Origin of the sequence: uncultured Roseobacter sp. (genome assembly GCF_947499265.1) — a bacterium.
GTDB lineage: Bacteria > Pseudomonadota > Alphaproteobacteria > Rhodobacterales > Rhodobacteraceae > Roseobacter.
Genome location: NZ_CANMNK010000007.1, coordinates 40,534 through 59,681, shown reverse-complemented (window position 1 = coordinate 59,681; position 19,148 = coordinate 40,534). Strand labels below are relative to the sequence as shown.

20 protein-coding genes are annotated in these 19,148 nt (G+C 58.6%); 10 read left to right on the top strand and 10 right to left on the bottom strand.

Annotated elements, in window-relative coordinates:
- Positions 1-66 precede the first annotated feature (66 nt).
- Positions 67-855 carry an alpha/beta hydrolase gene (locus tag Q1A63_RS18670; protein WP_298974995.1) on the bottom strand — a complete coding sequence of 263 codons (789 nt, stop codon included), beginning with the start codon at positions 853-855 and terminating at the stop codon, positions 67-69.
- Between the two features lie 86 nt (positions 856-941).
- On the opposite strand from Q1A63_RS18670, the gene Q1A63_RS18665 reads away from it, so the two are divergent.
- The 4 genes from Q1A63_RS18665 to Q1A63_RS18650 all read left to right on the top strand — a co-directional run bounded on the left by Q1A63_RS18665 (position 942) and on the right by Q1A63_RS18650 (position 4,413).
- Entirely contained in the window at positions 942-2,420 is a 1,479-nt protein-coding gene (locus tag Q1A63_RS18665; RefSeq protein WP_298974445.1) for an NAD-dependent succinate-semialdehyde dehydrogenase, read from the top strand.
- 192 nt (positions 2,421-2,612) lie between these two features.
- Positions 2,613-2,942 (top strand): hypothetical protein, encoded by a 330-nt coding sequence (locus tag Q1A63_RS18660; RefSeq protein ID WP_298974444.1) that lies wholly within the window; start codon positions 2,613-2,615, stop codon positions 2,940-2,942.
- A 25-nt stretch (positions 2,943-2,967) separates the two neighbouring features.
- On the top strand, positions 2,968-3,768 hold the full coding sequence (locus tag Q1A63_RS18655; protein WP_298974443.1) for a DUF2145 domain-containing protein: 801 nt from the start codon (positions 2,968-2,970) through the stop codon (positions 3,766-3,768).
- A 39-nt stretch (positions 3,769-3,807) separates the two neighbouring features.
- A complete protein-coding gene (locus tag Q1A63_RS18650) occupies positions 3,808-4,413 on the top strand; it encodes a TetR/AcrR family transcriptional regulator (RefSeq protein ID WP_298974442.1) in 606 nt (201 codons plus the stop codon).
- 53 nt (positions 4,414-4,466) lie between these two features.
- Here the strand turns inward: Q1A63_RS18650 and Q1A63_RS18645 are convergent, their stop codons facing one another.
- The 6 genes from Q1A63_RS18645 to Q1A63_RS18620 all read right to left on the bottom strand — a co-directional run bounded on the left by Q1A63_RS18645 (position 4,467) and on the right by Q1A63_RS18620 (position 10,877).
- Positions 4,467-4,934, bottom strand: coding sequence for an Hsp20 family protein (locus Q1A63_RS18645; protein WP_298974441.1), 468 nt, complete (start codon positions 4,932-4,934; stop codon positions 4,467-4,469).
- Positions 4,935-5,060: 126 nt separating this feature from the next.
- Entirely contained in the window at positions 5,061-5,894 is an 834-nt protein-coding gene (locus Q1A63_RS18640) for a trypsin-like serine protease (RefSeq protein ID WP_298974440.1), read from the bottom strand.
- Positions 5,895-5,900: 6 nt separating this feature from the next.
- Entirely contained in the window at positions 5,901-6,722 is an 822-nt protein-coding gene (locus Q1A63_RS18635) for a trypsin-like serine protease (protein WP_298974439.1), read from the bottom strand.
- Positions 6,723-6,822: 100 nt separating this feature from the next.
- Complete coding sequence (glcF, locus tag Q1A63_RS18630) at positions 6,823-8,145, bottom strand: glycolate oxidase subunit GlcF (RefSeq protein WP_298974438.1); 1,323 nt, start codon at positions 8,143-8,145, stop codon at positions 6,823-6,825.
- A gap of 95 nt (positions 8,146-8,240) precedes the next feature.
- Positions 8,241-9,368, bottom strand: a complete 1,128-nt coding sequence (locus Q1A63_RS18625) for an FAD-binding protein (RefSeq protein WP_298974994.1) — start codon at positions 9,366-9,368, stop codon at positions 8,241-8,243.
- A 60-nt stretch (positions 9,369-9,428) separates the two neighbouring features.
- Positions 9,429-10,877 carry an FAD-linked oxidase C-terminal domain-containing protein gene (locus tag Q1A63_RS18620; RefSeq protein ID WP_298974437.1) on the bottom strand — a complete coding sequence of 483 codons (1,449 nt, stop codon included), beginning with the start codon at positions 10,875-10,877 and terminating at the stop codon, positions 9,429-9,431.
- An 80-nt stretch (positions 10,878-10,957) separates the two neighbouring features.
- Between Q1A63_RS18620 and Q1A63_RS18615 the strand changes: the two genes are divergently transcribed.
- Complete coding sequence (locus Q1A63_RS18615) at positions 10,958-11,650, top strand: DUF599 domain-containing protein (RefSeq protein WP_298974436.1); 693 nt, start codon at positions 10,958-10,960, stop codon at positions 11,648-11,650.
- A 34-nt stretch (positions 11,651-11,684) separates the two neighbouring features.
- Positions 11,685-12,035 (top strand): hypothetical protein, encoded by a 351-nt coding sequence (locus tag Q1A63_RS18610; protein WP_298974435.1) that lies wholly within the window; start codon positions 11,685-11,687, stop codon positions 12,033-12,035.
- A 6-nt stretch (positions 12,036-12,041) separates the two neighbouring features.
- Here the strand turns inward: Q1A63_RS18610 and rlmH are convergent, their stop codons facing one another.
- The 3 genes from rlmH to Q1A63_RS18595 all read right to left on the bottom strand — a co-directional run bounded on the left by rlmH (position 12,042) and on the right by Q1A63_RS18595 (position 14,401).
- Positions 12,042-12,512, bottom strand: a complete 471-nt coding sequence (gene rlmH, locus Q1A63_RS18605; RefSeq protein WP_298974434.1) for a 23S rRNA (pseudouridine(1915)-N(3))-methyltransferase RlmH — start codon at positions 12,510-12,512, stop codon at positions 12,042-12,044.
- A 24-nt stretch (positions 12,513-12,536) separates the two neighbouring features.
- Entirely contained in the window at positions 12,537-12,905 is a 369-nt protein-coding gene (rsfS, locus tag Q1A63_RS18600) for a ribosome silencing factor (RefSeq protein ID WP_298974432.1), read from the bottom strand.
- A gap of 152 nt (positions 12,906-13,057) precedes the next feature.
- Positions 13,058-14,401, bottom strand: a complete 1,344-nt coding sequence (locus Q1A63_RS18595; RefSeq protein WP_298974430.1) for a mechanosensitive ion channel domain-containing protein — start codon at positions 14,399-14,401, stop codon at positions 13,058-13,060.
- A 228-nt stretch (positions 14,402-14,629) separates the two neighbouring features.
- Between Q1A63_RS18595 and leuC the strand changes: the two genes are divergently transcribed.
- The 4 genes from leuC (at position 14,630) to Q1A63_RS18575 (ending at position 19,140) form a co-directional block, all read left to right on the top strand.
- On the top strand, positions 14,630-16,036 hold the full coding sequence (leuC, locus tag Q1A63_RS18590; protein WP_298974429.1) for a 3-isopropylmalate dehydratase large subunit: 1,407 nt from the start codon (positions 14,630-14,632) through the stop codon (positions 16,034-16,036).
- Between the two features lie 275 nt (positions 16,037-16,311).
- Complete coding sequence (locus tag Q1A63_RS18585; protein ID WP_298974427.1) at positions 16,312-17,133, top strand: DUF1194 domain-containing protein; 822 nt, start codon at positions 16,312-16,314, stop codon at positions 17,131-17,133.
- Between the two features lie 246 nt (positions 17,134-17,379).
- Positions 17,380-17,985 (top strand): 3-isopropylmalate dehydratase small subunit, encoded by a 606-nt coding sequence (gene leuD, locus Q1A63_RS18580; protein WP_298974425.1) that lies wholly within the window; start codon positions 17,380-17,382, stop codon positions 17,983-17,985.
- 312 nt (positions 17,986-18,297) lie between these two features.
- Entirely contained in the window at positions 18,298-19,140 is an 843-nt protein-coding gene (locus Q1A63_RS18575; RefSeq protein ID WP_299408416.1) for a hypothetical protein, read from the top strand.
- Positions 19,141-19,148: the final 8 nt, after the last annotated feature.

The following is a 19,148-nucleotide window of genomic DNA, read 5'->3' as shown; positions in this document are numbered from 1 at the left end:
CACCGGACGACGCCATCGCCCGCAGCCAGTTGAATGCTTGGATGATTCCATGCCCGCGATCAAGGCCTATTGCCGGGTCAGAAACCGCACCAGATCGCTTTCAGGTTCTTCCAGCGCCTCAATCACATCGAAATGGTGCTTTCCCGGCACAATTACCTGCCCCACGCCCCAAGCCTTCGCCTGCGCATCGGCCTGCTCGAGAAACACCGGGCGTTCATCCCCGCCAACCCAAATCTTCACCAACGCCTCTTGCGGTGGGGCCATGTTGGTCACGCTTTCGGCCGTAACCTCATCCGCGTCCAGGTTCAGTATCTCATTCATCGATGTCTCAAGCAGCGGGGCCAGGTCAGCCACGGGCGAAATCGGCGCAACTCGCTCGATCCGGCGACGCACAGGCTCCGGCAATACCAGCGGATCCATCATCCGGGAGACCAGATGCCCCCCCGCCGAATGACCCGCGAGCACGATGGGATCAACGCTGCGATCCGCGATTTTCGTGACCGCCATCGCAATCTGACGCGTGATCTCCGAGATGCGCACCTGCGGACACAGATCGTAACCTGGCAGGGCCACGGACCAGCCCGATGCCATCGCACCCGCTGCCAGATGAGACCAATAGCTGTGGTCGAAAGCCTTCCAATACCCGCCATGCACAAAGATCAGCGTCCCGCGCGACACACCTTCGACGTTAAAGAAATCAAACACCTGACGGTCGCTCGGACCGTAAGACAGGCCGAGTTCGGCACGCGGCCCCAACCCCTGGCGAAACGCCGATGCCGCCGCCGCCCATTTGGGCGGATATGTTTCTGCCCCTTCTATGTAGGCGGCATTCGCATAGGCATCGTCCAATGGCATCATTTGTTTCACCCTCTTTATCGGAACTGGACAATCATACTCAGAGTTGATTTGAGAACCACAGCCATTTTCGTGGAGGACCCGAAATGAAAGATATTCTAAACACCGATCTCAAATCCCTGCTCAAAGACCCCACCCTTTTGGAAACTCGCGCCTACATCGGCGGGCAATGGGTCGATGGGGAGGACGGCACCTTTGATGTGACCAACCCCGCCCGGGGCGATGTGATTGCCCAGGTGGCTGATCTGAGCCGTGCCCAGGTGGCTGGTGCGATTGCCCAAGCGGAAAAAGCGCAGAAAGATTGGGCCGCCTGGACGGGCAAGGAACGCGCGGCGGTGATGCGCAAATGGTTCGACCTGATGATGGAGAATGCCGACGATCTGGGCACGATCCTGACCGCCGAACAGGGCAAACCGCATGCGGAGGCCAAAGGTGAGATCGCCTATGGCGCCAGCTTCATCGAATTCATGGGCGAGCAGGCCAAGCGCGTCTATGGCGAGACCATCCCCGGTCATCAGCGCGACAAACGCATCACCGTGCTGAAACAACCCATCGGGGTGGCCGCGTCGATCACGCCGTGGAACTTCCCCAATGCGATGATCACGCGCAAGGCCGCCCCTGCCCTTGCGGTTGGCTGCTCCTTCGTGGCGCGTCCTGCGGCCGAAACGCCGCTCTCTGCCCTTGTCATGGGCGTGTTGGCGGAACGCGCCGGCATTCCGGCGGGGGTGTTCAACGTGGTGCCCTCCTCCTCGTCCTCCGCAGTGGGCAAGGAGTTCTGCGAAAACCCTGCCGTGCGCAAACTGACCTTCACCGGCTCAACCGAAGTCGGGCGCATCCTGATGAAGCAGGCCGCCGATCAGGTCATGAAATGCTCCATGGAGCTTGGTGGTAATGCGCCCTTTATTGTCTTTGATGACGCCGATCTGGATGCAGCCGTCGAAGGCGCGATGCTCTGCAAATTCCGCAACAATGGCCAGACCTGCGTTTGCGCCAACCGCATCTACGTGCAGGCCGGGGTCTATGACGCTTTTGCCGCCAAGCTGAAGGTCGCCGTCGAAAACCTGAAAGTCGGCGACGGTCTCGAAGAAGGTGTGACCACCGGTCCCCTGATCAACCAGGACGCGGTCGAGAAGGTGAAAGAGCATATGGACGACGTCGTGAACAACGGCGGCGCGATCCTGACGGGCGGCAAAGCTCATGAGATGGGGGGCACCTTCTTTGAGCCCACCGTGGTCACAGGGGTCACGCAGGACATGAAGGTCGCCACCGAAGAGACCTTCGGCCCGCTCGCTCCGCTCTTCAAATTCGAGGATGAAGACGAAGTCATCGCCATGGCCAACGACACGATCTTTGGTCTGGCCTCGTATTTCTACGCCAAAGATCTCAGCCGCGTGTACAAAGTCGCCGAGGCGCTGGAATATGGGATTGTCGGCGTGAACACCGGCATCATCTCAACCGAGCTCGGCCCCTTCGGCGGGGTGAAGCAATCCGGGCTCGGGCGCGAAGGCTCGCACCACGGCATCGAAGACTATCTGGAAATGAAATACATCTGCATGTCAGTCTGAAAGCAGCGACATCGACCAAAGGAGCCGCATTTTTGCGGCTCTTTTTTTGTGTCCAGCCCCTATTTTCATGAACATTCCACATCGCACCACAATGAATTTCCGATTTTTGTGAACGTTGTTCAAAAAATATGTTGACGGAATCACTGCGCCCTCCTATTTGTTATGAACAATGTTCACAAAAGGAAAACAACAATGTTTATTCGCTCTGCTCTCATCGGTCTGACCATGGCTGTTTCCGCAACCGCCGCCTTTGCAGGCCCCAGTGGTCAGCACTCCGCTGAGGCCGCCTATCACAGTGGTGAAGCCGCGAGCCACGGGGGCGCTGCCGTCTCTTCGGGCGCGGCGACTGTTGCTTCGGTACCGATTGTTGCCGTGGGATCCGCCATCGCCCTGACAGGGTCTGCCCTGGAAGAGATTGGCACCAGCGCCATCGACCTGGGCGCTGACATCGGTCACGCAAGCCGCCCGCAACAGACCATCAACATCACCGTGATGCCCAACGCGGCGCCCACATTGGACTAACGACAAATTTCCGGGAGACCTCGATATGAAACGTTTTCTGACCCTCTTTGCCATCGCGCTGACATTGCTGCTGCCGTCCCTTTCCTGGGCCGGCAGCGCCGAAGACGCGCAACCCGTCCTGCCCCGCGCCGAAGTTCTGGTCTTCGCCACCACGCTGCAACAGGACCTCGCCGCCCGAGGGGCCCATGTGGCCATCGTCGGGCGCGTTGGGCGGGACCCCGAAACCCTGCCCGGCGGGATCGACTACACCCACGTCGCCTATTGGGTCTACTCGACCATCCAGCGTGCAGATGGCACAACCGACAAAGGCTACCGGGTCTATAACCTTTACCAGCTGGCAGACGACGATTCCCAAAGCCGGTTGGTGCAGGACAGCCCCGCGGACTTCTTCGCCGGTGTCTTTGAACTGGACGCAGGTGTCATCATCCCCGACCCGAGACTGCAAAAGAAACTGCTGCAGGTGATCGCCAGCCCGACCTATGTGTCGCTGCACAACGCCAGCTATTCGGTGCTTGCCAATCCAATGACACCGCAGTTTCAAAACTGCACCGAACACACGCTTGATGTGCTGATGGCGAGCCTCTACGGCACCACGGATCAGGCGCAGATCAAGGCCAATATCGCGGCACATTTTGACCCGCAACCCGTGAAAATCGGCGGCCTCAAGCGTCTCTTTGCGCCAGCGGCATCTGCGGCGCTGACCACCGCCGATCACGGTGCGCAAATCGGCACCGCAACATTCGGCTCAATCGCGCGGTTCATGGCGGAAAATGACCTGTCGGATCAGATCTACCGCTACACACCGCATCAGGCGGAGCGGTTCTGAAATTGACAACCACAGCCTGATACCACAAGAAATCGGGTCATGAACACGGAACAAAAACTGTCCAGGCGCGACCGCAATCTTGCTGAAATCCGCGAAAAGGCCACGGAACTGGCGGAGCGCATCGTCCTTGAAAAAGGGGGCGATGCGCTTCACGCACGTGGCCTTGCACAAGAGCTGAAGATTTCTGTCGGATCGCTCTACAACGCGTTTGGGGACCTCAACGGGGTGGTGCGCGCGGTCAATACACGTTGCGCCGAAAGACTCTCGGAAAACCTGCGTGCCGCGGTGGCCGCCGCCCCCGATGACAACCGCGCCCGGGTCATTGCCATCGGCGAGGCCTATTTCGATTTTGCCATAGCTGAGCCGCGTCGGTGGTGGATGCTCTTTGAACGCGATTCCGATCTGCAGCTCGATCTCAAAACACAAAACCTGCAGGAGGGTTTGCTGGAAATGCTGGTGACCGCTGGCGGCGGGGATCCTGAGAACACCCGCCACAGGCAGTTCTTCCTGCTACTTTGGGCCTCGGTGCACGGTCTGGTCTCGCTGGCTTGCCGACCCAACATCGCCATGATCGGACCCGACGTTGCGCGACCCTATATTCACGATCTGGTAGACGCCGGATTTAGAAATTTCCCGAAAGACTGAAGCAAAAAGGCCCGAGCGATGCCCGGGCCTTCCCTTCAGCGAGGTCGTGAGGGTTAGTTGACGGATTTCGCGTCAACCACGTCTTTTTCGATCCGTTTGGCCGATGAAATCGCAATTTGGCGTGGTTTCAGCGCTTCGGGCACTTCCCGTACCAGATCGATGTTCAGCATGCCGTCGACATGGGCCGCGCCGGTGACCTGCACGTGATCGGCCAGATGGAACCGGCGTTCAAACGCACGGGTCGCAATGCCACGATGCAGATAGCTGCGTGTCGCGTCCTCATCGGCTTTCTTTGCCGAGACAATCAAGGCGTTCTCGCGGACTTCAACCGACAGATCGGCATCCGAAAAACCGGCAACGGCGATCGAAATGCGATAGGCATCATCGTCCAGTTTTTCGATGTTGTAGGGCGGATAGGAAGGCTGCGTGCCTTCGGTGGTCAGCACTCTGTCCATCAGGTCGGCGATTTGATCAAAGCCGACGGTGGCGCGGTAAAGTGGTGCAAAATCATAAGTACGCATAGTGTTATCCTCTATTTGAGCGATTACGCGTCAGCTGCTCCTCTTGGACGCAACCGACAATGGTTTATGCCGGGGCCCTCATCAGGCACCCCGAACAGCTCTAATGTGGGGATGGATTTGGGGCTTTCAAGACCCTCCGGGACGGACGAATTTGGCGCCGCCCGAGTTCACCCGATTGCTTTGGCCATTGCCGATTCTGATCCTGCGGGCCGCGGCCACGGGTTGCGTTGCGTTGGCGCGCATCTGGCGTTTGAGATCCGCGACCAGAGGTGGCAAAACCATGCCATAAGTCACGCGTTTACCCTGGCTGACGCCGATACTGGAAATGACCGAAACGATCTGTCCCCGACCGTTTTTATGGCTGAAAACCGGCGCGCCTGAGGAGCCAAATGTCACATCGCAATCCATGAAGATCACGCCGCGATATTCCTCATACATGCGACAAACGCTCTGACGTGACGGTAGCTCCGCGCGGCCTCGGCCATAAGATACAACGCTGACCGGGCCCTTGGACAGTTCCGCGTTATGCACGATGAAGGGATCCAGCACATGTGTGGGGATCGGTTCGGCAAGGCGCAGCAACGCAACATCGTATCGCACGTTCTTGGCTGTCACGCCCTGCTTGGGATCGTATCCGGGATGCGCTTCGATCTGTGCCACTTTGCGTTCAGCCACGGATTTGCCCTTGCGCAATCCTGCCCGAAACGTGAGGTCCTCTGCTTTCAGCAATTGGTTGGTTTTGGACGAATAGACACAATGCGCCGCGGTCAACACCAGTTCCGGCGCGATCAGGGTCGCCGTGCAAAAGCCGGTTTGATCCGCGTCCAGCCGCCCGACCGCCTGCCAGGCCAATGCTTCGTTCGCCCCGCCCAATCCGGTGAGAGACGTGCGCGCCTGTGCTGCGACGCTGCTCGGCGCGGCCAGAAAAAGGGCGGTGATCAGGGAAAGCAAGATACGCATATCAGATCAGTTCATCGGCTTGACGAATTTGGCGCCGGAGGTGTTGCGCCCTTCACCGACACCGATGCGCGCCGCGAGGGGTGCGCTGGCCTGAAACGTGCCTTTACCCGCCGCAAGCTCTTCACGCAGGAATTCCAAAGGCGCGCCTAATGCGGTGCCGAGCGACACGTTGGTGCCATTCATTTCGGCCTTGGCGGACACCACGGAGACGATTTGGGCCTTGCCCTCGGCGAAGACGAAAATCGGCGCGCCGGAAGAGCCGAAATCCACGGAGCAGGACGTGACAAGCACCCCCTGCTGCCGCGCCAACACGGTGCAAAGTTCCTGCAGAGATGGCGCTTCGGAGCGGTCGTGCGCATAACTCACCACGCCCACACGATCCCCTTTTCTGGGGCGCGGCGCGGTATCAAAGGGTTCGATGGTGGTGTTGCGAATGGGCCGCGCCAATTCAAGCAGTGCGATGTCGTTGCGGACGCGCGCGGACGAGACATCTTCGGCATAGGTATAATCGGGATGCACCACAGCGCGGCGCACATTGCGGTAGGCGGAGGCGCGGCCGTTGCGCCAGCCCGCCAGGAATTCGACCGTTTCGTGATTGATCCGGGTGCCGGTGGCTTTGTCAAAGAGGCAATGCGCGGCCGTCAGCACCAGATCCGGGCTGATCAGGGCGCCCGTGCAAAACCCTTTGCCGCCGATGTCCAGACGGCCAACCGCCTCCCAGGGGCTCGCGTCGTTCCCGTCTTCCAGCGACTTCAGGCGGCCTTCCTGAGCGACCACACCTGTTGTGGAGACCGCGGCCAAAAAGAACAAAACCAACCACTTTTTCACAAAATACTTCCTTCGCATCTGATCTGACGAGGCTACGGATCAGATGCGGCAGAAATAGGGCGGCGCGGGCCAGATAGGCGGCTTTTTGGTTAATGAGGGGTCAACGAAGCATGGGGATTTCAGACCTAGGGTCGAACCCGTCCATCAAAGCGGGAGGTTGCGGCCCACCTGTTGCCCAATCCAGCAGTTCAACAGTGTGCACGATCGGCAGATGCGTCCCCGATCCGATCTGCATCATGCAACCGATGTTGCCTGCGGCGATCACATCCGGGTTCTTGGCCTCCAACGTGCGCACCTTGCGGTCTTTCAGCTTCTTGGAAATCTCTGGCTGCATCAGGTTGTAAGTTCCCGCAGAGCCGCAACACAGGTGAGGATCGGCAGGTTCAACGATGGTATACCCCGCACGTTTCAAAAGATCCTTGGGGTAGGTCTTGATCTGCTGCCCATGCTGTAGGGAACACGCGGCGTGGTAGGCGACGACCATACGCTGATCTTCTCCCTCTGGCAGATCAAGCTGCATCAAAAGCTCGGAGACATCCATGGCAATCGCCGAAACCCGCGCGGCATCCTCAGCCAGCGCTTCGTTGCGGAACATGTGCCCGTAGTCTTTGACCGTGGTGCCACAGCCGCTGGTGTTGATCACAATTGCATCAAGACCATCACCATCCATTTCGCGCGCCCAGGCCTTGATGTTTTTCGCGGCGGTCGCGTGGCTTTCGGTGGTTTTGCCCATGTGGTGGGTCAAGGCCCCGCAACAGCCTGCGCCTTCGGCCACGACCACCTCACATCCCAACCGCGTCAACAGACGGATTGTGGCATCGTTGATATCCGTGTTCAGCGCCTTTTGCGCACAGCCCGTCATCAGCGCCACCCGCTTCTTGCGGGGCGTTTCGGGCGCAAAGCTCTGTGGATCATCATTGCGGCTGACGGGGGGGATTTTCTTTGGTGCCATCTCCAGCATCGCGCGCAACCGCGCATCGGGCATCAACCGCGCAAAGGGCCGCCCCAGCTTGGCCCCCACCAATGCCAGACGAAACCGCATTGGGTAAGGCAAAATTCGCGCCAATATCCAGCGCAAGGCGCGGTCACTGAAGGGCCGCTTGTAGCGCTGTTCGATGTAGTCACGCGCGTGGTCCACCAGATGCATGTAATGCACTCCCGACGGGCAGGTCGTCATACAAGCCAGGCAACTGAGGCACCGATCAATATGTTTGACGGTTTTCGCATCCGGATCACGGTCATTTTCCAGCATGTCCTTGATCAGGTAGATGCGCCCCCTCGGGCTGTCGAGTTCATCTCCCAGCACCTGATAGGTCGGACAGGTCGCGGTGCAAAAACCGCAGTGCACACAGGTCCGCAGGATTTCATTGCTGCGCTGGATGCCGGGGTCTTTGAGCTGCTCAGGGGTAAAGGTCGTTTGCATTTCAAGCGGGCCTATCGGTTGGAGAAGGGGTGCGCGTGGTGCGGGATCATGGAAATCACCCGGCGCAGGTCATTGCGGACAGGGTGCGAAAGGCCTCAAACACCGGCCATCAACCCGGCATTGAGAATGCCCCTTGGATCAAATTTCGCACGCAGACCGGCCGTGATCCTGGCGACGCCCGACGCTTCGGGATGGAATACCGGCAGGGCCCGGCGCGTACGGTCTGAGGCGCGCACCACTGTCGCATGGCCATCAAAAGCTCCCAATTTCGCGCGCAGATCGACCCCCTCCGGCATCCGCACCCAGATCAGCCCCCCTGCCCAGTCGAAATACCAGCCAACCGCGCCAGAACTTGCCATCAGCACGGGCGCGTCCGAGGGTTTGCACGACACACGCCAGATGTCTTCGGGCACATCCTTCCACAATTCCGCGTCCCGGACACTTTTCCAGACCCAATCTGTCATGACGGCATCTGCGATGATCATTTCGCTTGCGATCGGGGACAGCAGCTCCTTGAGGCGGTCCAGACGGTAGGCCACGGAGGCTTCAAACCCCTCCACCCGCAGCACCGTCACCGGACCGTCATCCATGATGCTGGCGCAATGCGCCGCACCACTGACCTCAAATGGGGACCCCATGGCCGCAGCCATCGCCCGGACAGCCTGCACATCATCCAATCCGCGCAGCATCAAGCTGCCTTGGGTTTCAGGCGTGGGCAACACTTTCAGCGATACCTCAGTCAACACGCCAAGCGTGCCAAAGGAACCACTCATCAGCTTCACCAGATCATAGCCGGTCACATTCTTCATCACGCGACCCCCGTTTTTGACGATGGTGCCAGCGCCGTCCACGTACCGCACGCCCAATGCGTAGTCCCGCGCGCCACCGCCCTGAATGCGGCGCGGACCGCTCACATTGGCGGCGATCACGCCACCAAGGGTCGGTTCGCCCACCATGCCCAACAGAGTACGATGATCCATTGGCTCAAAGGCAAGGCGTTGATTTTCGGCGGCCAGCGCTGCGTCAATTTCGGACAGCGGCGTACCAGCTTGTGCAACAATCGTCAGCGCGCCAGGCTCATAAAGCGTAATGCCAGACAGCCCACCAACCGAAAGCACGTCACCCTCGGGTTTGATGCCCCGCGTGCCGCCCCCCTGAATGGCCAACGGTCCTTTCGCGGATTTGATCATCTCGGCCAAACCCGCTTCCGTGTCAGGTGTCATCATCTTCTTCTGGCTCCAAATATCCTGGGGGAGCGCCCTCAGGGCGCGGGGGCAAAGCCCCTATTCCGCGGCCAAGGCCACAGAACGGCGCGGCTCTGACACCGCCAGCGGAAAAACCTTCGCCGGGTTCAGCAACCATTGCGGATCAAAAACGTCCTTTACCGCCATCTGCGCTTCGAGATCTTCGGGCGCATACTGATAGGTCATCAGATCGCGCTTTTCGATGCCAACGCCATGCTCTCCGGTCAGACAACCCCCGGCCTCAACGCAGAGCTTCAGCACTTCCGCACCAAAGGCCTCGCAAAGCTCCAGATCACCGGGTTTATTTGCATCAAACAGGATCAGCGGGTGCATATTCCCATCGCCCGCATGAAAGACATTCCCCACCTGGAGACCGTATTCCTTCGACATCTCGCCAATGCGGCGCAACACGAAAGGCAGCGAACTGACCGGGATCGTCCCATCCAGACACATGTAGTCGTTGATCTGACCAATTGCGCCAAAGGCGGATTTTCGACCCAACCAGATCAGCGCGCTCTCTTCGGCGGATTTGCTTTCCCGCAGTTCGACGGGATTGTGCCGCCGGGCAATCTCCATGATCAGGGACAGTTGATGGTCGATCTCAGCCTCCGACCCTTCCACTTCAACAATCAACAGCGCTTCACACATCGGATAACCCGCATGGGCAAAATTCTCGCAGGTCTCGATGCAGAGCCTGTCCATGAACTCAATGGCCACGGGCAAAACACCCGCCTTGATGATGTCGCTGACGCAAGCTCCTGCAACTTCGCTGTCATCAAACCCCATCAGAACGGGCCGCGCGCCTTCGGGTTTGGCGAGAATGCGCAGGGTTGCTTCGGTAATCACCCCCAATTGGCCTTCGGACCCACAGACAAGACCCAGCAAATCCAGGCCACCGCTGTCCATATGCGCGCCGCCAATCTCGACGACCTCGCCATCCATCATCACCATGGTGACGCCAAGCAGATTGTTGGTGGTGACGCCGTATTTCAAACAATGCGCGCCGCCGGAATTCATCGCGATATTCCCCGCAATCGCACAGGCCAGCTGGCTGGAGGGATCGGGCGCATAGAAAAACCCGTTTTCCTCGACTGCGCCGGTGACGCTGAGGTTGGTACGGCCGGTCTGCACGCGGATGATGCGGTTGTCATAATCGGTTTCCAGCACGTCATTCATCCGGGCAACGCCCAGGATCACGCAATCGGCTGTCGGCAGCGCGCCGCCCGCCAGCGAGGTGCCGGACCCGCGTGGCACAACCGGTACACCCTCTTCGTGGCAAATCCGCAAAACATCGGAAACCTCCTGCGTGGTCGAGGGCAGCACCGCCACCATCGGCGGACATTTATACGCGGTCAGCGCATCACACTCATAGGCCCGCGTTTCCGACACCTCGTGAATAACCGCATCGGTAGGTAATACGCTTTGCAACCGGGCAACCACGCGATCCTTGCGCGCAAGAACAGCCTGATCGGGAATCGGCATTTCCATGATCATTCCTCCATTTGGTAAATTAATATTACCAATTTCACCCATTGGCAAGCTTTACCTGAGATGCGATGCGTCCTGCCATGACACTCATGGACCGGATCGCCCTCTTTCAGCCTGTGGATTTCGCCGCGGTGGCACTATTGTTTCTGCTGTGGATCGGCATTGGCTTTCGGATTGAACACCCTTCGGCCAAACATCTGTCCACGTCGCTCATCATGGCAGGCTACCGACAGGAATGGATGCGCCAGATGGTCACCCGCGAGCCGCGGATCTTTGACGCGCAGGTTCTGGGCACGCTGCGGCAGGGAACGGCCTTTTTCGCCTCCACATCGGTCATCGCCATCGGTGGAACGCTGGCAGTGATCGGCAATGCAGAACGACTTGCCGGTGTGGCGGAGGACATCACGCTGATCGATCACCCAACAATCGTATGGGAACTGAAACTGATGGTCCTGACGCTGTTTCTGACCAATTCATTCCTCAAATTCGTCTGGGCAAATCGTCTGTTTGGCTATTGTGCTGTCCTGATGGCCGCCGTCCCCAATGATCCCAAGGATCCCGATGCCTATAAATGCGCCGAAAAAGCGGCACAAATTAACATCACCGGGGCGAAAAGCTTCAACCGCGGCCTCAGAGCGCTCTATTTCGCGCTCGCTTCGGCCGCCTGGCTTGCCGGACCCATTCCGCTGATCCTCGCCTCCCTCATTACCGTGATCGTGATCTGGCGCAGGGAATTTGCATCTTACTCTCGCAAAATTCTCCTGACCCCTTAAATAGAGTACGGGGAACAGTTTGGTTTGTTTTGATATGAAAAATGTAATTTTCGCGCTTCTTGTGGTGGCGGCTCCCGCGCTGGCCGAACCGCCGCAGATTGACAACGTCAAGGCAATCCGTTCCGGCGACACCTGGCGATTTGAGGTGACGATTTCACACCCCGATACCGGCTGGGACCACTATGCAGATGCCTGGCGTGTGCTGGACATGCAGGGCAATCAAATCGCCATTCGTGAATTGGCGCACCCGCATGTGCAGGAACAGCCCTTTACCAGATCGCTGTCGGGCGTGCGCCTGCCCGAAGGGACCACCCAGGTGCAGATACAGGCCCGCGATCTGCCCGGCGGCTGGAACCCGACCGCAACCATCGTAACACTGCGCTAAGGTCCGTCACACCCGGTGATAGGGCGTGCCCGCGAGGATCGAAGCCGCGCGGTAAAGCTGCTCTGCCAGCATCACCCGCACCAGCATATGCGGCCACACCATCTTGCCGAAGGACAGGGAAAAATCCGCCTGCGCGCGCAGCTCTGGTGCAATGCCGTCCGCACCGCCGATGATGAACGTCAGATCGCTGCGCCCGGCATCGCGCCACCCGGCAATACGATTGGCAAAATCCGGTGAGCTTTCAACGCGCCCGCGTTCATCCAACACCACGGTCAAGGAATGGTCGGGAATGGCACGGCGCAGCAGATCAGCCTCTGCCGCCATACCCGAGGCCTTGCGGTCGTCCACCTCAACGACGCGCGCCGGGCCAAGGCTGAGGCCACGGCCCGTACGGTCGAGCCGCTGCAGGTAATCGTCGATCAGGTCTTTCTGCGGTCCGGCACGCAAACGGCCAACCGCAACAATATGCACACGCATGTTCGGGCCACCCCTGACCGAAAGTCAGTTGGTTGCCGTCTCCGTACCCGCCATGGGCTGCCACATCTTCTCAAGCTGATAGAATTCGCGCACTTCCGGGCGGAAAACATGCACGATCACATCGCCTGTGTCGATCAGCACCCAGTCTCCGGTGTCCTTACCTTCCATCTTCGCGGTGCGGCCAAATTCGTCTTTGACCTTCTGCGCGAGCTTCTCCGATATGGAAGAGACCTGGCGCGTCGACCGCCCCGAGCAGATGACCATGTAGTCACCGATCTCAGTCTTTCCGCGCAGATCAATCTGCACGATGTCTTCGGCCTTGTCGTCGGAAAGGGATGAAAGGATGGTCGCCAAGAGCGCTTCGCTGGTGGCTGTGTCGGCCGCAGTGACCATTACTGCAGGCCCGTTTTGAGCAGCATCTGCTGCGTCAGCATGGATTGACAGGACATTGTCCTCCTTTGAACGCGCCGCCGGACCCCCGGCGCTGGGGTATGTACAGGGTAACAACGCAGCTGCAACAATTCAATGACAGCGTTGTAGATCGGTTAACCTTCCGTCCCGTCCCTCAGCATGTCCTGTTCCTCTGCGAGCATCCGCACTTCACGCTGCGGGAACGGAATGGAGATATCGTTGTCTTTGAACACGTCCCACAGGGCAAGATAGACATTACCGCGAATATTGGTCAGCCCACCGGTTGGATCCTTGATCCAGAACCGCAGGATGTAGTCCACCGAGCTGTCGCCAAAACCGACGATATGGCACACCGGCAGTTTTGGGTGGGACAACACGCGGTCCACATCCGTTGCCGCCTGAATGGCCAGTTTGCGCACCTGATGCGGATCGCAACCGTAGGAGGTGCCGAAATAGATATCGAGCCGCACGTAAGCGTCGGAATGGGACCAGTTGACCACCTGCCCCGTGATCAGATCCTCATTGGGGATCAGATATTCCTTGCCATCCCGGGTAACCACGCTGACATAGCGCGCGCCCAGCGAATTGATCCACCCGAAGGTCTCGCCAAGCGAGATCACGTCGCCGGGTTTGATGGACTTATCGAGCAGGATGATGACACCCGACACAAGGTTGGACACCACCTTTTGCAGACCGAAACCAAGGCCCACACCAATGGCACCCGACAGCACGGCGAGCCCGGTGAGATCGATCCCGACTGCCTTCACACCCATGAAGAAGGCAAAACCGTAAAGCGTGATCTGCACGGCCTTGACGGCCAGCACCTGCATTGAGGGGCTGATGTCTTCGTTCTTGCGGATGCTGGAGGCCGTGGTACCGCTGATCAGCCGGGCCACGGTGAAAAAGACGCCAATCACCACCGCAGCGGACAGCAGGGTCAGCACCGACATCCGGAAGTCGCCAATTTCCAGCGCCAGCCCATCCAGGAAGGCGGACACCTCGTCCGATACGCCCACCAGATAGAGCGTGGCGTAGATCCACAGGCCCCATGTCACCAACCGGCGCAAGAACCGGTTGCGCACCAGCCTTGTGGCATAGGCAATGCCGGTCCAGACCACCGCCAGCGTGGCCGCCAGCCCAATAAAATAGGACCGCGACGGCCATGTGACCTGCTGCATGATCATGTAGAGCCCGCCCGCCAGCACCGCGAACCAAATGAGCCCCATGCGCCGTTTGATCTGCACGATCATGCGCAGCTGCCATTTTGACCAACCCTCCCGGGCCCGCACCTGCTTGTCGATGACGCTGCCGGAGACGATGTGCAAACAGTAGCACAGCGCCGCCAGCCCCAGCACGATCAGCACCTGATTCTGGCGCCATCCGGGCGTGACAACGCTCTCGATAAAGCTAATGAAAAGGAACCAGATTTCGTCGACCGACATCAATGCCTGCGCAAAAGGTTGTTGTTCGGTCTCCATCGGCGCTCCTTTGGCCTGAAATTGGCACAGACCGGCACCCCCTTCAACCCACCGCCCTTGCGGCAAGTGCTGCGGCACTGTATCTGATGCCCATGGTACGTGTCTTTGATATGGACGACCGCGCACGCCTGCGCGAACGCTTCTTCGGGGCAACGCATGCTGTGCTTGCACGACTATAAGCGCGCAGCCGACCCCATCTGATCAATTCCAATTTACGGGAGAGGACCCATGTCCCCCAAAACGCTCTATGACAAAATCTGGGATGCCCATGTGGCGCACGAAGCGGACGACGGCACCTGCCTGCTCTACATCGACCGTCACCTTGTGCACGAGGTGACCTCGCCACAGGCATTCGAAGGTCTGCGCATGACGGGTCGCAAGGTGCGCGCGCCGGAGAAAACCATCGCCGTGCCGGACCACAACGTGCCCACCACGCCGGGCCGCGAAGACCCGTCGAACATGACCGAGGATTCGGCCGTCCAGGTCGCCGCCCTCGACACCAACGCCAAGGATTTCGGCATCCACTACTACCCGGTGTCGGATGTACGGCAGGGCATCGTGCACATTGTCGGCCCCGAACAGGGCTGGACCCTGCCCGGCATGACCGTGGTCTGTGGGGATTCCCACACCGCGACCCACGGCGCTTTTGGGGCGCTGGCGCATGGCATCGGCACCTCAGAGGTCGAGCACGTGCTGGCCACGCAAACGCTGATTCAGAAGAAATCCAAGAACATGAAGGTGGAGATCACCGGCAAGCTGCGCCCCGGCGTGACCGCCAAGGACATCACCCTCAGCGTCATCGGGGCCACTGGCACCGCGGGCGGCACCGGCTATGTCATTGAATACTGTGGGGAAGCCATTCGGGATCTGTCGATGGAAGGCCGCATGACCGTCTGCAACATGGCGATCGAAGGCGGCGCGCGCGCGGGCCTTATCGCACCGGATGAGAAGACATTTGAGTACTGTCAGGGGCGTCCGCATGCGCCGAAAGGTGCCCAGTGGGAAGCCGCTCTGGCCTGGTGGAAGACGTTATTTTCCGACGAGGACGCGCATTGGGACAAGGTCGTTACGCTGAAAGGCGAAGACATCGCACCGGTTGTGACCTGGGGCACCTCGCCTGAAGATGTGCTGCCGATCACCGCCGCCATCCCCGCAGCCGATGATTTTGAAGGTGGCAAGGTCGGGGCCGCGCAACGCTCGCTCGACTACATGGGCCTGACACCTGGCACCCCCTTGTCGGACGTCGAAATCGACACTGTTTTCATCGGATCATGCACCAACGGTCGGATTGAGGATCTGCGGGCCGCAGCGGAAATTCTGAAGGGCAAAAAGAAGAAAGACGGGCTGCGGGCCATGGTTGTGCCGGGCTCCGGTCTCGTGCGCGCGCAAGCCGAGGAAGAGGGTCTGGCCGACATCTTCAAGGAAGCCGGATTCGAGTGGCGTCTTGCGGGGTGCTCCATGTGCCTGGCCATGAACCCCGATCAACTCGCGCCGGGTGAACGCTGCGCGGCGACGTCCAACCGCAATTTCGAAGGCCGACAGGGTCGCGGCGGTAGAACGCACCTGATGTCCCCGGCGATGGCGGCAGCCGCGGCCATCACAGGCCGGCTGACAGATGTGCGCGATCTGATGTAAGATCCGATTAATGGCTGCGGTGCAGAAAACCGCGGCCATTTTTCCCTTTTTCAGGTGCTTTTTCGTATTTTTCAGCCTGACACTTGGGGGCAGCCACCACAACCCTAAGAGTAGTATTGATAAAAATTTACCGCATAGGTGAACTGTTATTGTTAAAAAATACCATAATACAATCGCTAAAAGTTTGAAAATTGATCAATTTTAAGATATCGTTAATGCGTTGTTCAATTTTGAATAACAATTCTATGAGTTAAAATTTGGTAAGGACAGATCTTATGACGATCAAAGCATTCATTGGGGGCCTCTCTGCGGCCTTCGTTCTTTCAACAGGGAGTGCCCAATCCGCGCCCGTCAGTCTGGAGCTGATGCTTCTGACAGACACGTCCGGCTCGGTCAGCAGCACTGATTACAACCTCATCCGCAACGGCTATGCCGCCGCATTCGAAGACAGCGAAGTGCAGCAAAAGATCCTGAATTCGTCGACCGGCAGCATTGCCGTCGCGGTCAGCTTCTTTGACACCTTCTATAGGGGTCTGGGGACAGCGTGGACGCTGATCGATTCAGTTGCATCCGCCAACGCCTATGCGCAAACGCTTCGGAACATGAACCGTCTTGGCAGCGGCTCGACAGGTCTTGCCGCAGGCATCACCGGCGCGGCTGCTTCTTTCGCGTCGAATGACTTCGAATCCATACGTCAGGTGATCGATGTTACCGGCGACGGCAACGAAAACGTGCAGTGTGGCCAGAACGAAACAGACTGTGCCGCAGTTCAGAACGCACGGGATGCGGCGCTGGCGGGCGAAACCGACGTCATCAACGCGCTGTTCGTGAATGACCCACCGTTCTTTGGCGATACCGGTTCGGAAAATGTCGACTCGATCCTCTACGGTGAGACAAACGTTATCGGTGGACCAGGCTCGTTTGTCGTTGCAGCCTCCGGGTTTGATGATTTCGAGCGCGCCATTCGTGCCAAGATCATCCGCGAAGTCGCACCGCCCCCAAACACCGTGCCAGTACCAGCAGGCCTGCCTCTGATCCTCACCGGTGTGCTTGGGTTCGCAGCGCTGAAGCGCCGCCGGAGCAACAAAGCAGCCTGAGCTTTGTGGTAAACCGCTGCGCCCGCGGTGCGGGTCTGCCAGCGGTCACCCGAGGGGTGAAACATGCAATACAAAGAATGGCGGTACCCCGGTGCCGCCATTCTTTTGTTATGTTGTGTGCAAGGACCAGCAGACATTGAATGTCACTGAAAAATACGGCATCAGAGGCGAGAGTTCAGCAGGTTCGGCGAGGCCGTACTGCGCAGCAGATAAACTGACGTCCCGATCAGGGTCAGGAGGCACCAAATGGACAAATTCGACACCCTCACCGGTATTGCGGCCCCGATGCCGATGATCAACATCGACACCGATATGATCATCCCGAAACAGTTCCTGAAAACGATCAAACGCTCCGGACTGGGTGTGAACCTCTTTGACGAGATGCGGTATGACGACGATGGCGCCGAAATCCCGACTTTCGTGCTGAATCAGGATGCCTATCGCGACGCGGAGATCCTTGTCGCGGGGGATAACTTTGGTTGCGGCTCATCGCGGGAACACGCGCCATGGGCCATCAAGGACTTTGGCATCCGCTGTGTGATTGCGCCGTCCTTTGCGGACATCTTCTTTAACAACTGTTTCAAGAACGGCATCCTGCCCATCGCGCTGCCACAGGAACAGGTCGATGTTTTGATGAAGGATGCGGAAAAGGGATCGAATGCGCGGATGAGCATCGATCTGGATGCACAGATCATCACCACCTCGGATGGCGAGGTGTTCACTTTCGACGTGGACCCGTTCAAAAAGCACTGCCTGATGAACGGCTTGGATGACATTGGCCTGACCATGGAAAAATCCGCCGCGATTGACAGCTTTGAGACCGCAGCGTCGCAGGCCCGTCCCTGGGTTTGATCTGAAAAACGGCGCGTTGCCAATTCAGCGATAATGACACAGAGTTAACACCTTTATTGTGGGCGTTTCCCGGGCGCCCACAACATGTTGAGTGGTGCCAGTTTTCTGCCACAGTATTGATGCAAGATGGCACCACCTCTTCCCTCAAAACGCCCAATGGATTGCGTCTTGTTAACCACGAGACTTGCGAAACTTAGACGAATGATGTCACAAATGGGGCAAGAATGAGGCAGCAACCACCGCCCCGGTGGCATCAAGTTGGAACAAGGACGCGGCAACGTATCGCTCCTGGCCAGTTTGAAGGGAAAACGAATGTTTGTACGTATGTCAGGCGCAGCAATGCGCGGTTTATTGGTGGCGTTGTTAATTGCCACTCCGGCACTGTTGTTACCAGATTCAGCGACCAGCCAGTCCCAGATTGTCGTGCTTATGGCTTTGATCGCTGCCTTTCTGACTTTTGTTGAATATAACTCGAACGCGCCCAGCATCGTAGAATTCAGAGACGCAGCACCGTTCAACCGGCTGCGTTTTGTTGCGTTGTTCCTGACCGTCTTCCTCCTGACGACCATAGCCAAGGGGAATTCGGAGCCAACCTCCTTTACCCACGCGATCACCTCGTTGGGTACGATCATCGGCAATGCGATTGATTTCCCCTATTCGCCGGTGCGGCTCATCGTTTTGATGTTGCCCTACGACTCGACCGTGGAAACCATCAACAACGTGCGGTCCGCCGCCGGAATTTCCTACCTGATCTCGCTGATGGCGATGTGCGTCTTTGTGTCCTTGGTGCGGATCTGGGGATGGCCGATGCGCAACGGCGCATTTAACGTCTGGGTGAACCTGCCGCTCTTTGACCCGACCGCAGGCGGCGACGTGCTCTACCGTTTGCAGCGCGATGCGCGCGTGAACATCGCCTTGGGATTTCTGTTGCCCTTTATCATCCCGGCAGTGGTCAAGGCGACCTCTGATCTGATAGACCCGATCTCACTGGAGAACCCGCAAACCCTTATCTGGACGATGACTTCATGGGCCTTCCTTCCTGCCAGCATGATCATGCGTGGCATTGCAATGACCCGGATCGCCAGCATGATCGAAGAAAAGCGGCGGCGTGCATATCAAAGCGCATCCGAGGAGGCCGATTTGCAGGCGGCCTGATCGCAGCC

Bases quoted from the DNA above. Each gene is read 5' to 3' on its own strand.
- Q1A63_RS18670 (WP_298974995.1), bottom strand. From the start codon at position 855: ATGCCATTGGACGATGCCTATGCGAATGCCGCCTACATAGAAGGGGCA.
- Q1A63_RS18665 (WP_298974445.1), top strand. From the start codon at position 942: ATGAAAGATATTCTAAACACCGATCTCAAATCCCTGCTCAAAGACCCC.
- Q1A63_RS18660 (WP_298974444.1), top strand. From the start codon at position 2,613: ATGTTTATTCGCTCTGCTCTCATCGGTCTGACCATGGCTGTTTCCGCA.
- Q1A63_RS18655 (WP_298974443.1), top strand. From the start codon at position 2,968: ATGAAACGTTTTCTGACCCTCTTTGCCATCGCGCTGACATTGCTGCTG.
- Q1A63_RS18650 (WP_298974442.1), top strand. From the start codon at position 3,808: ATGAACACGGAACAAAAACTGTCCAGGCGCGACCGCAATCTTGCTGAA.
- Q1A63_RS18645 (WP_298974441.1), bottom strand. From the start codon at position 4,934: ATGCGTACTTATGATTTTGCACCACTTTACCGCGCCACCGTCGGCTTT.
- Q1A63_RS18640 (WP_298974440.1), bottom strand. From the start codon at position 5,894: ATGCGTATCTTGCTTTCCCTGATCACCGCCCTTTTTCTGGCCGCGCCG.
- glcF (WP_298974438.1), bottom strand. From the start codon at position 8,145: ATGCAAACGACCTTTACCCCTGAGCAGCTCAAAGACCCCGGCATCCAG.
- Q1A63_RS18625 (WP_298974994.1), bottom strand. From the start codon at position 9,368: ATGACACCTGACACGGAAGCGGGTTTGGCCGAGATGATCAAATCCGCG.
- Q1A63_RS18620 (WP_298974437.1), bottom strand. From the start codon at position 10,877: ATGGAAATGCCGATTCCCGATCAGGCTGTTCTTGCGCGCAAGGATCGC.
- Q1A63_RS18615 (WP_298974436.1), top strand. From the start codon at position 10,958: ATGACACTCATGGACCGGATCGCCCTCTTTCAGCCTGTGGATTTCGCC.
- Q1A63_RS18610 (WP_298974435.1), top strand. From the start codon at position 11,685: ATGAAAAATGTAATTTTCGCGCTTCTTGTGGTGGCGGCTCCCGCGCTG.
- rlmH (WP_298974434.1), bottom strand. From the start codon at position 12,512: ATGCGTGTGCATATTGTTGCGGTTGGCCGTTTGCGTGCCGGACCGCAG.
- rsfS (WP_298974432.1), bottom strand. From the start codon at position 12,905: ATGGTCACTGCGGCCGACACAGCCACCAGCGAAGCGCTCTTGGCGACC.
- Q1A63_RS18595 (WP_298974430.1), bottom strand. From the start codon at position 14,401: ATGGAGACCGAACAACAACCTTTTGCGCAGGCATTGATGTCGGTCGAC.
- leuC (WP_298974429.1), top strand. From the start codon at position 14,630: ATGTCCCCCAAAACGCTCTATGACAAAATCTGGGATGCCCATGTGGCG.
- Q1A63_RS18585 (WP_298974427.1), top strand. From the start codon at position 16,312: ATGACGATCAAAGCATTCATTGGGGGCCTCTCTGCGGCCTTCGTTCTT.
- leuD (WP_298974425.1), top strand. From the start codon at position 17,380: ATGGACAAATTCGACACCCTCACCGGTATTGCGGCCCCGATGCCGATG.
- Q1A63_RS18575 (WP_299408416.1), top strand. From the start codon at position 18,298: ATGTTTGTACGTATGTCAGGCGCAGCAATGCGCGGTTTATTGGTGGCG.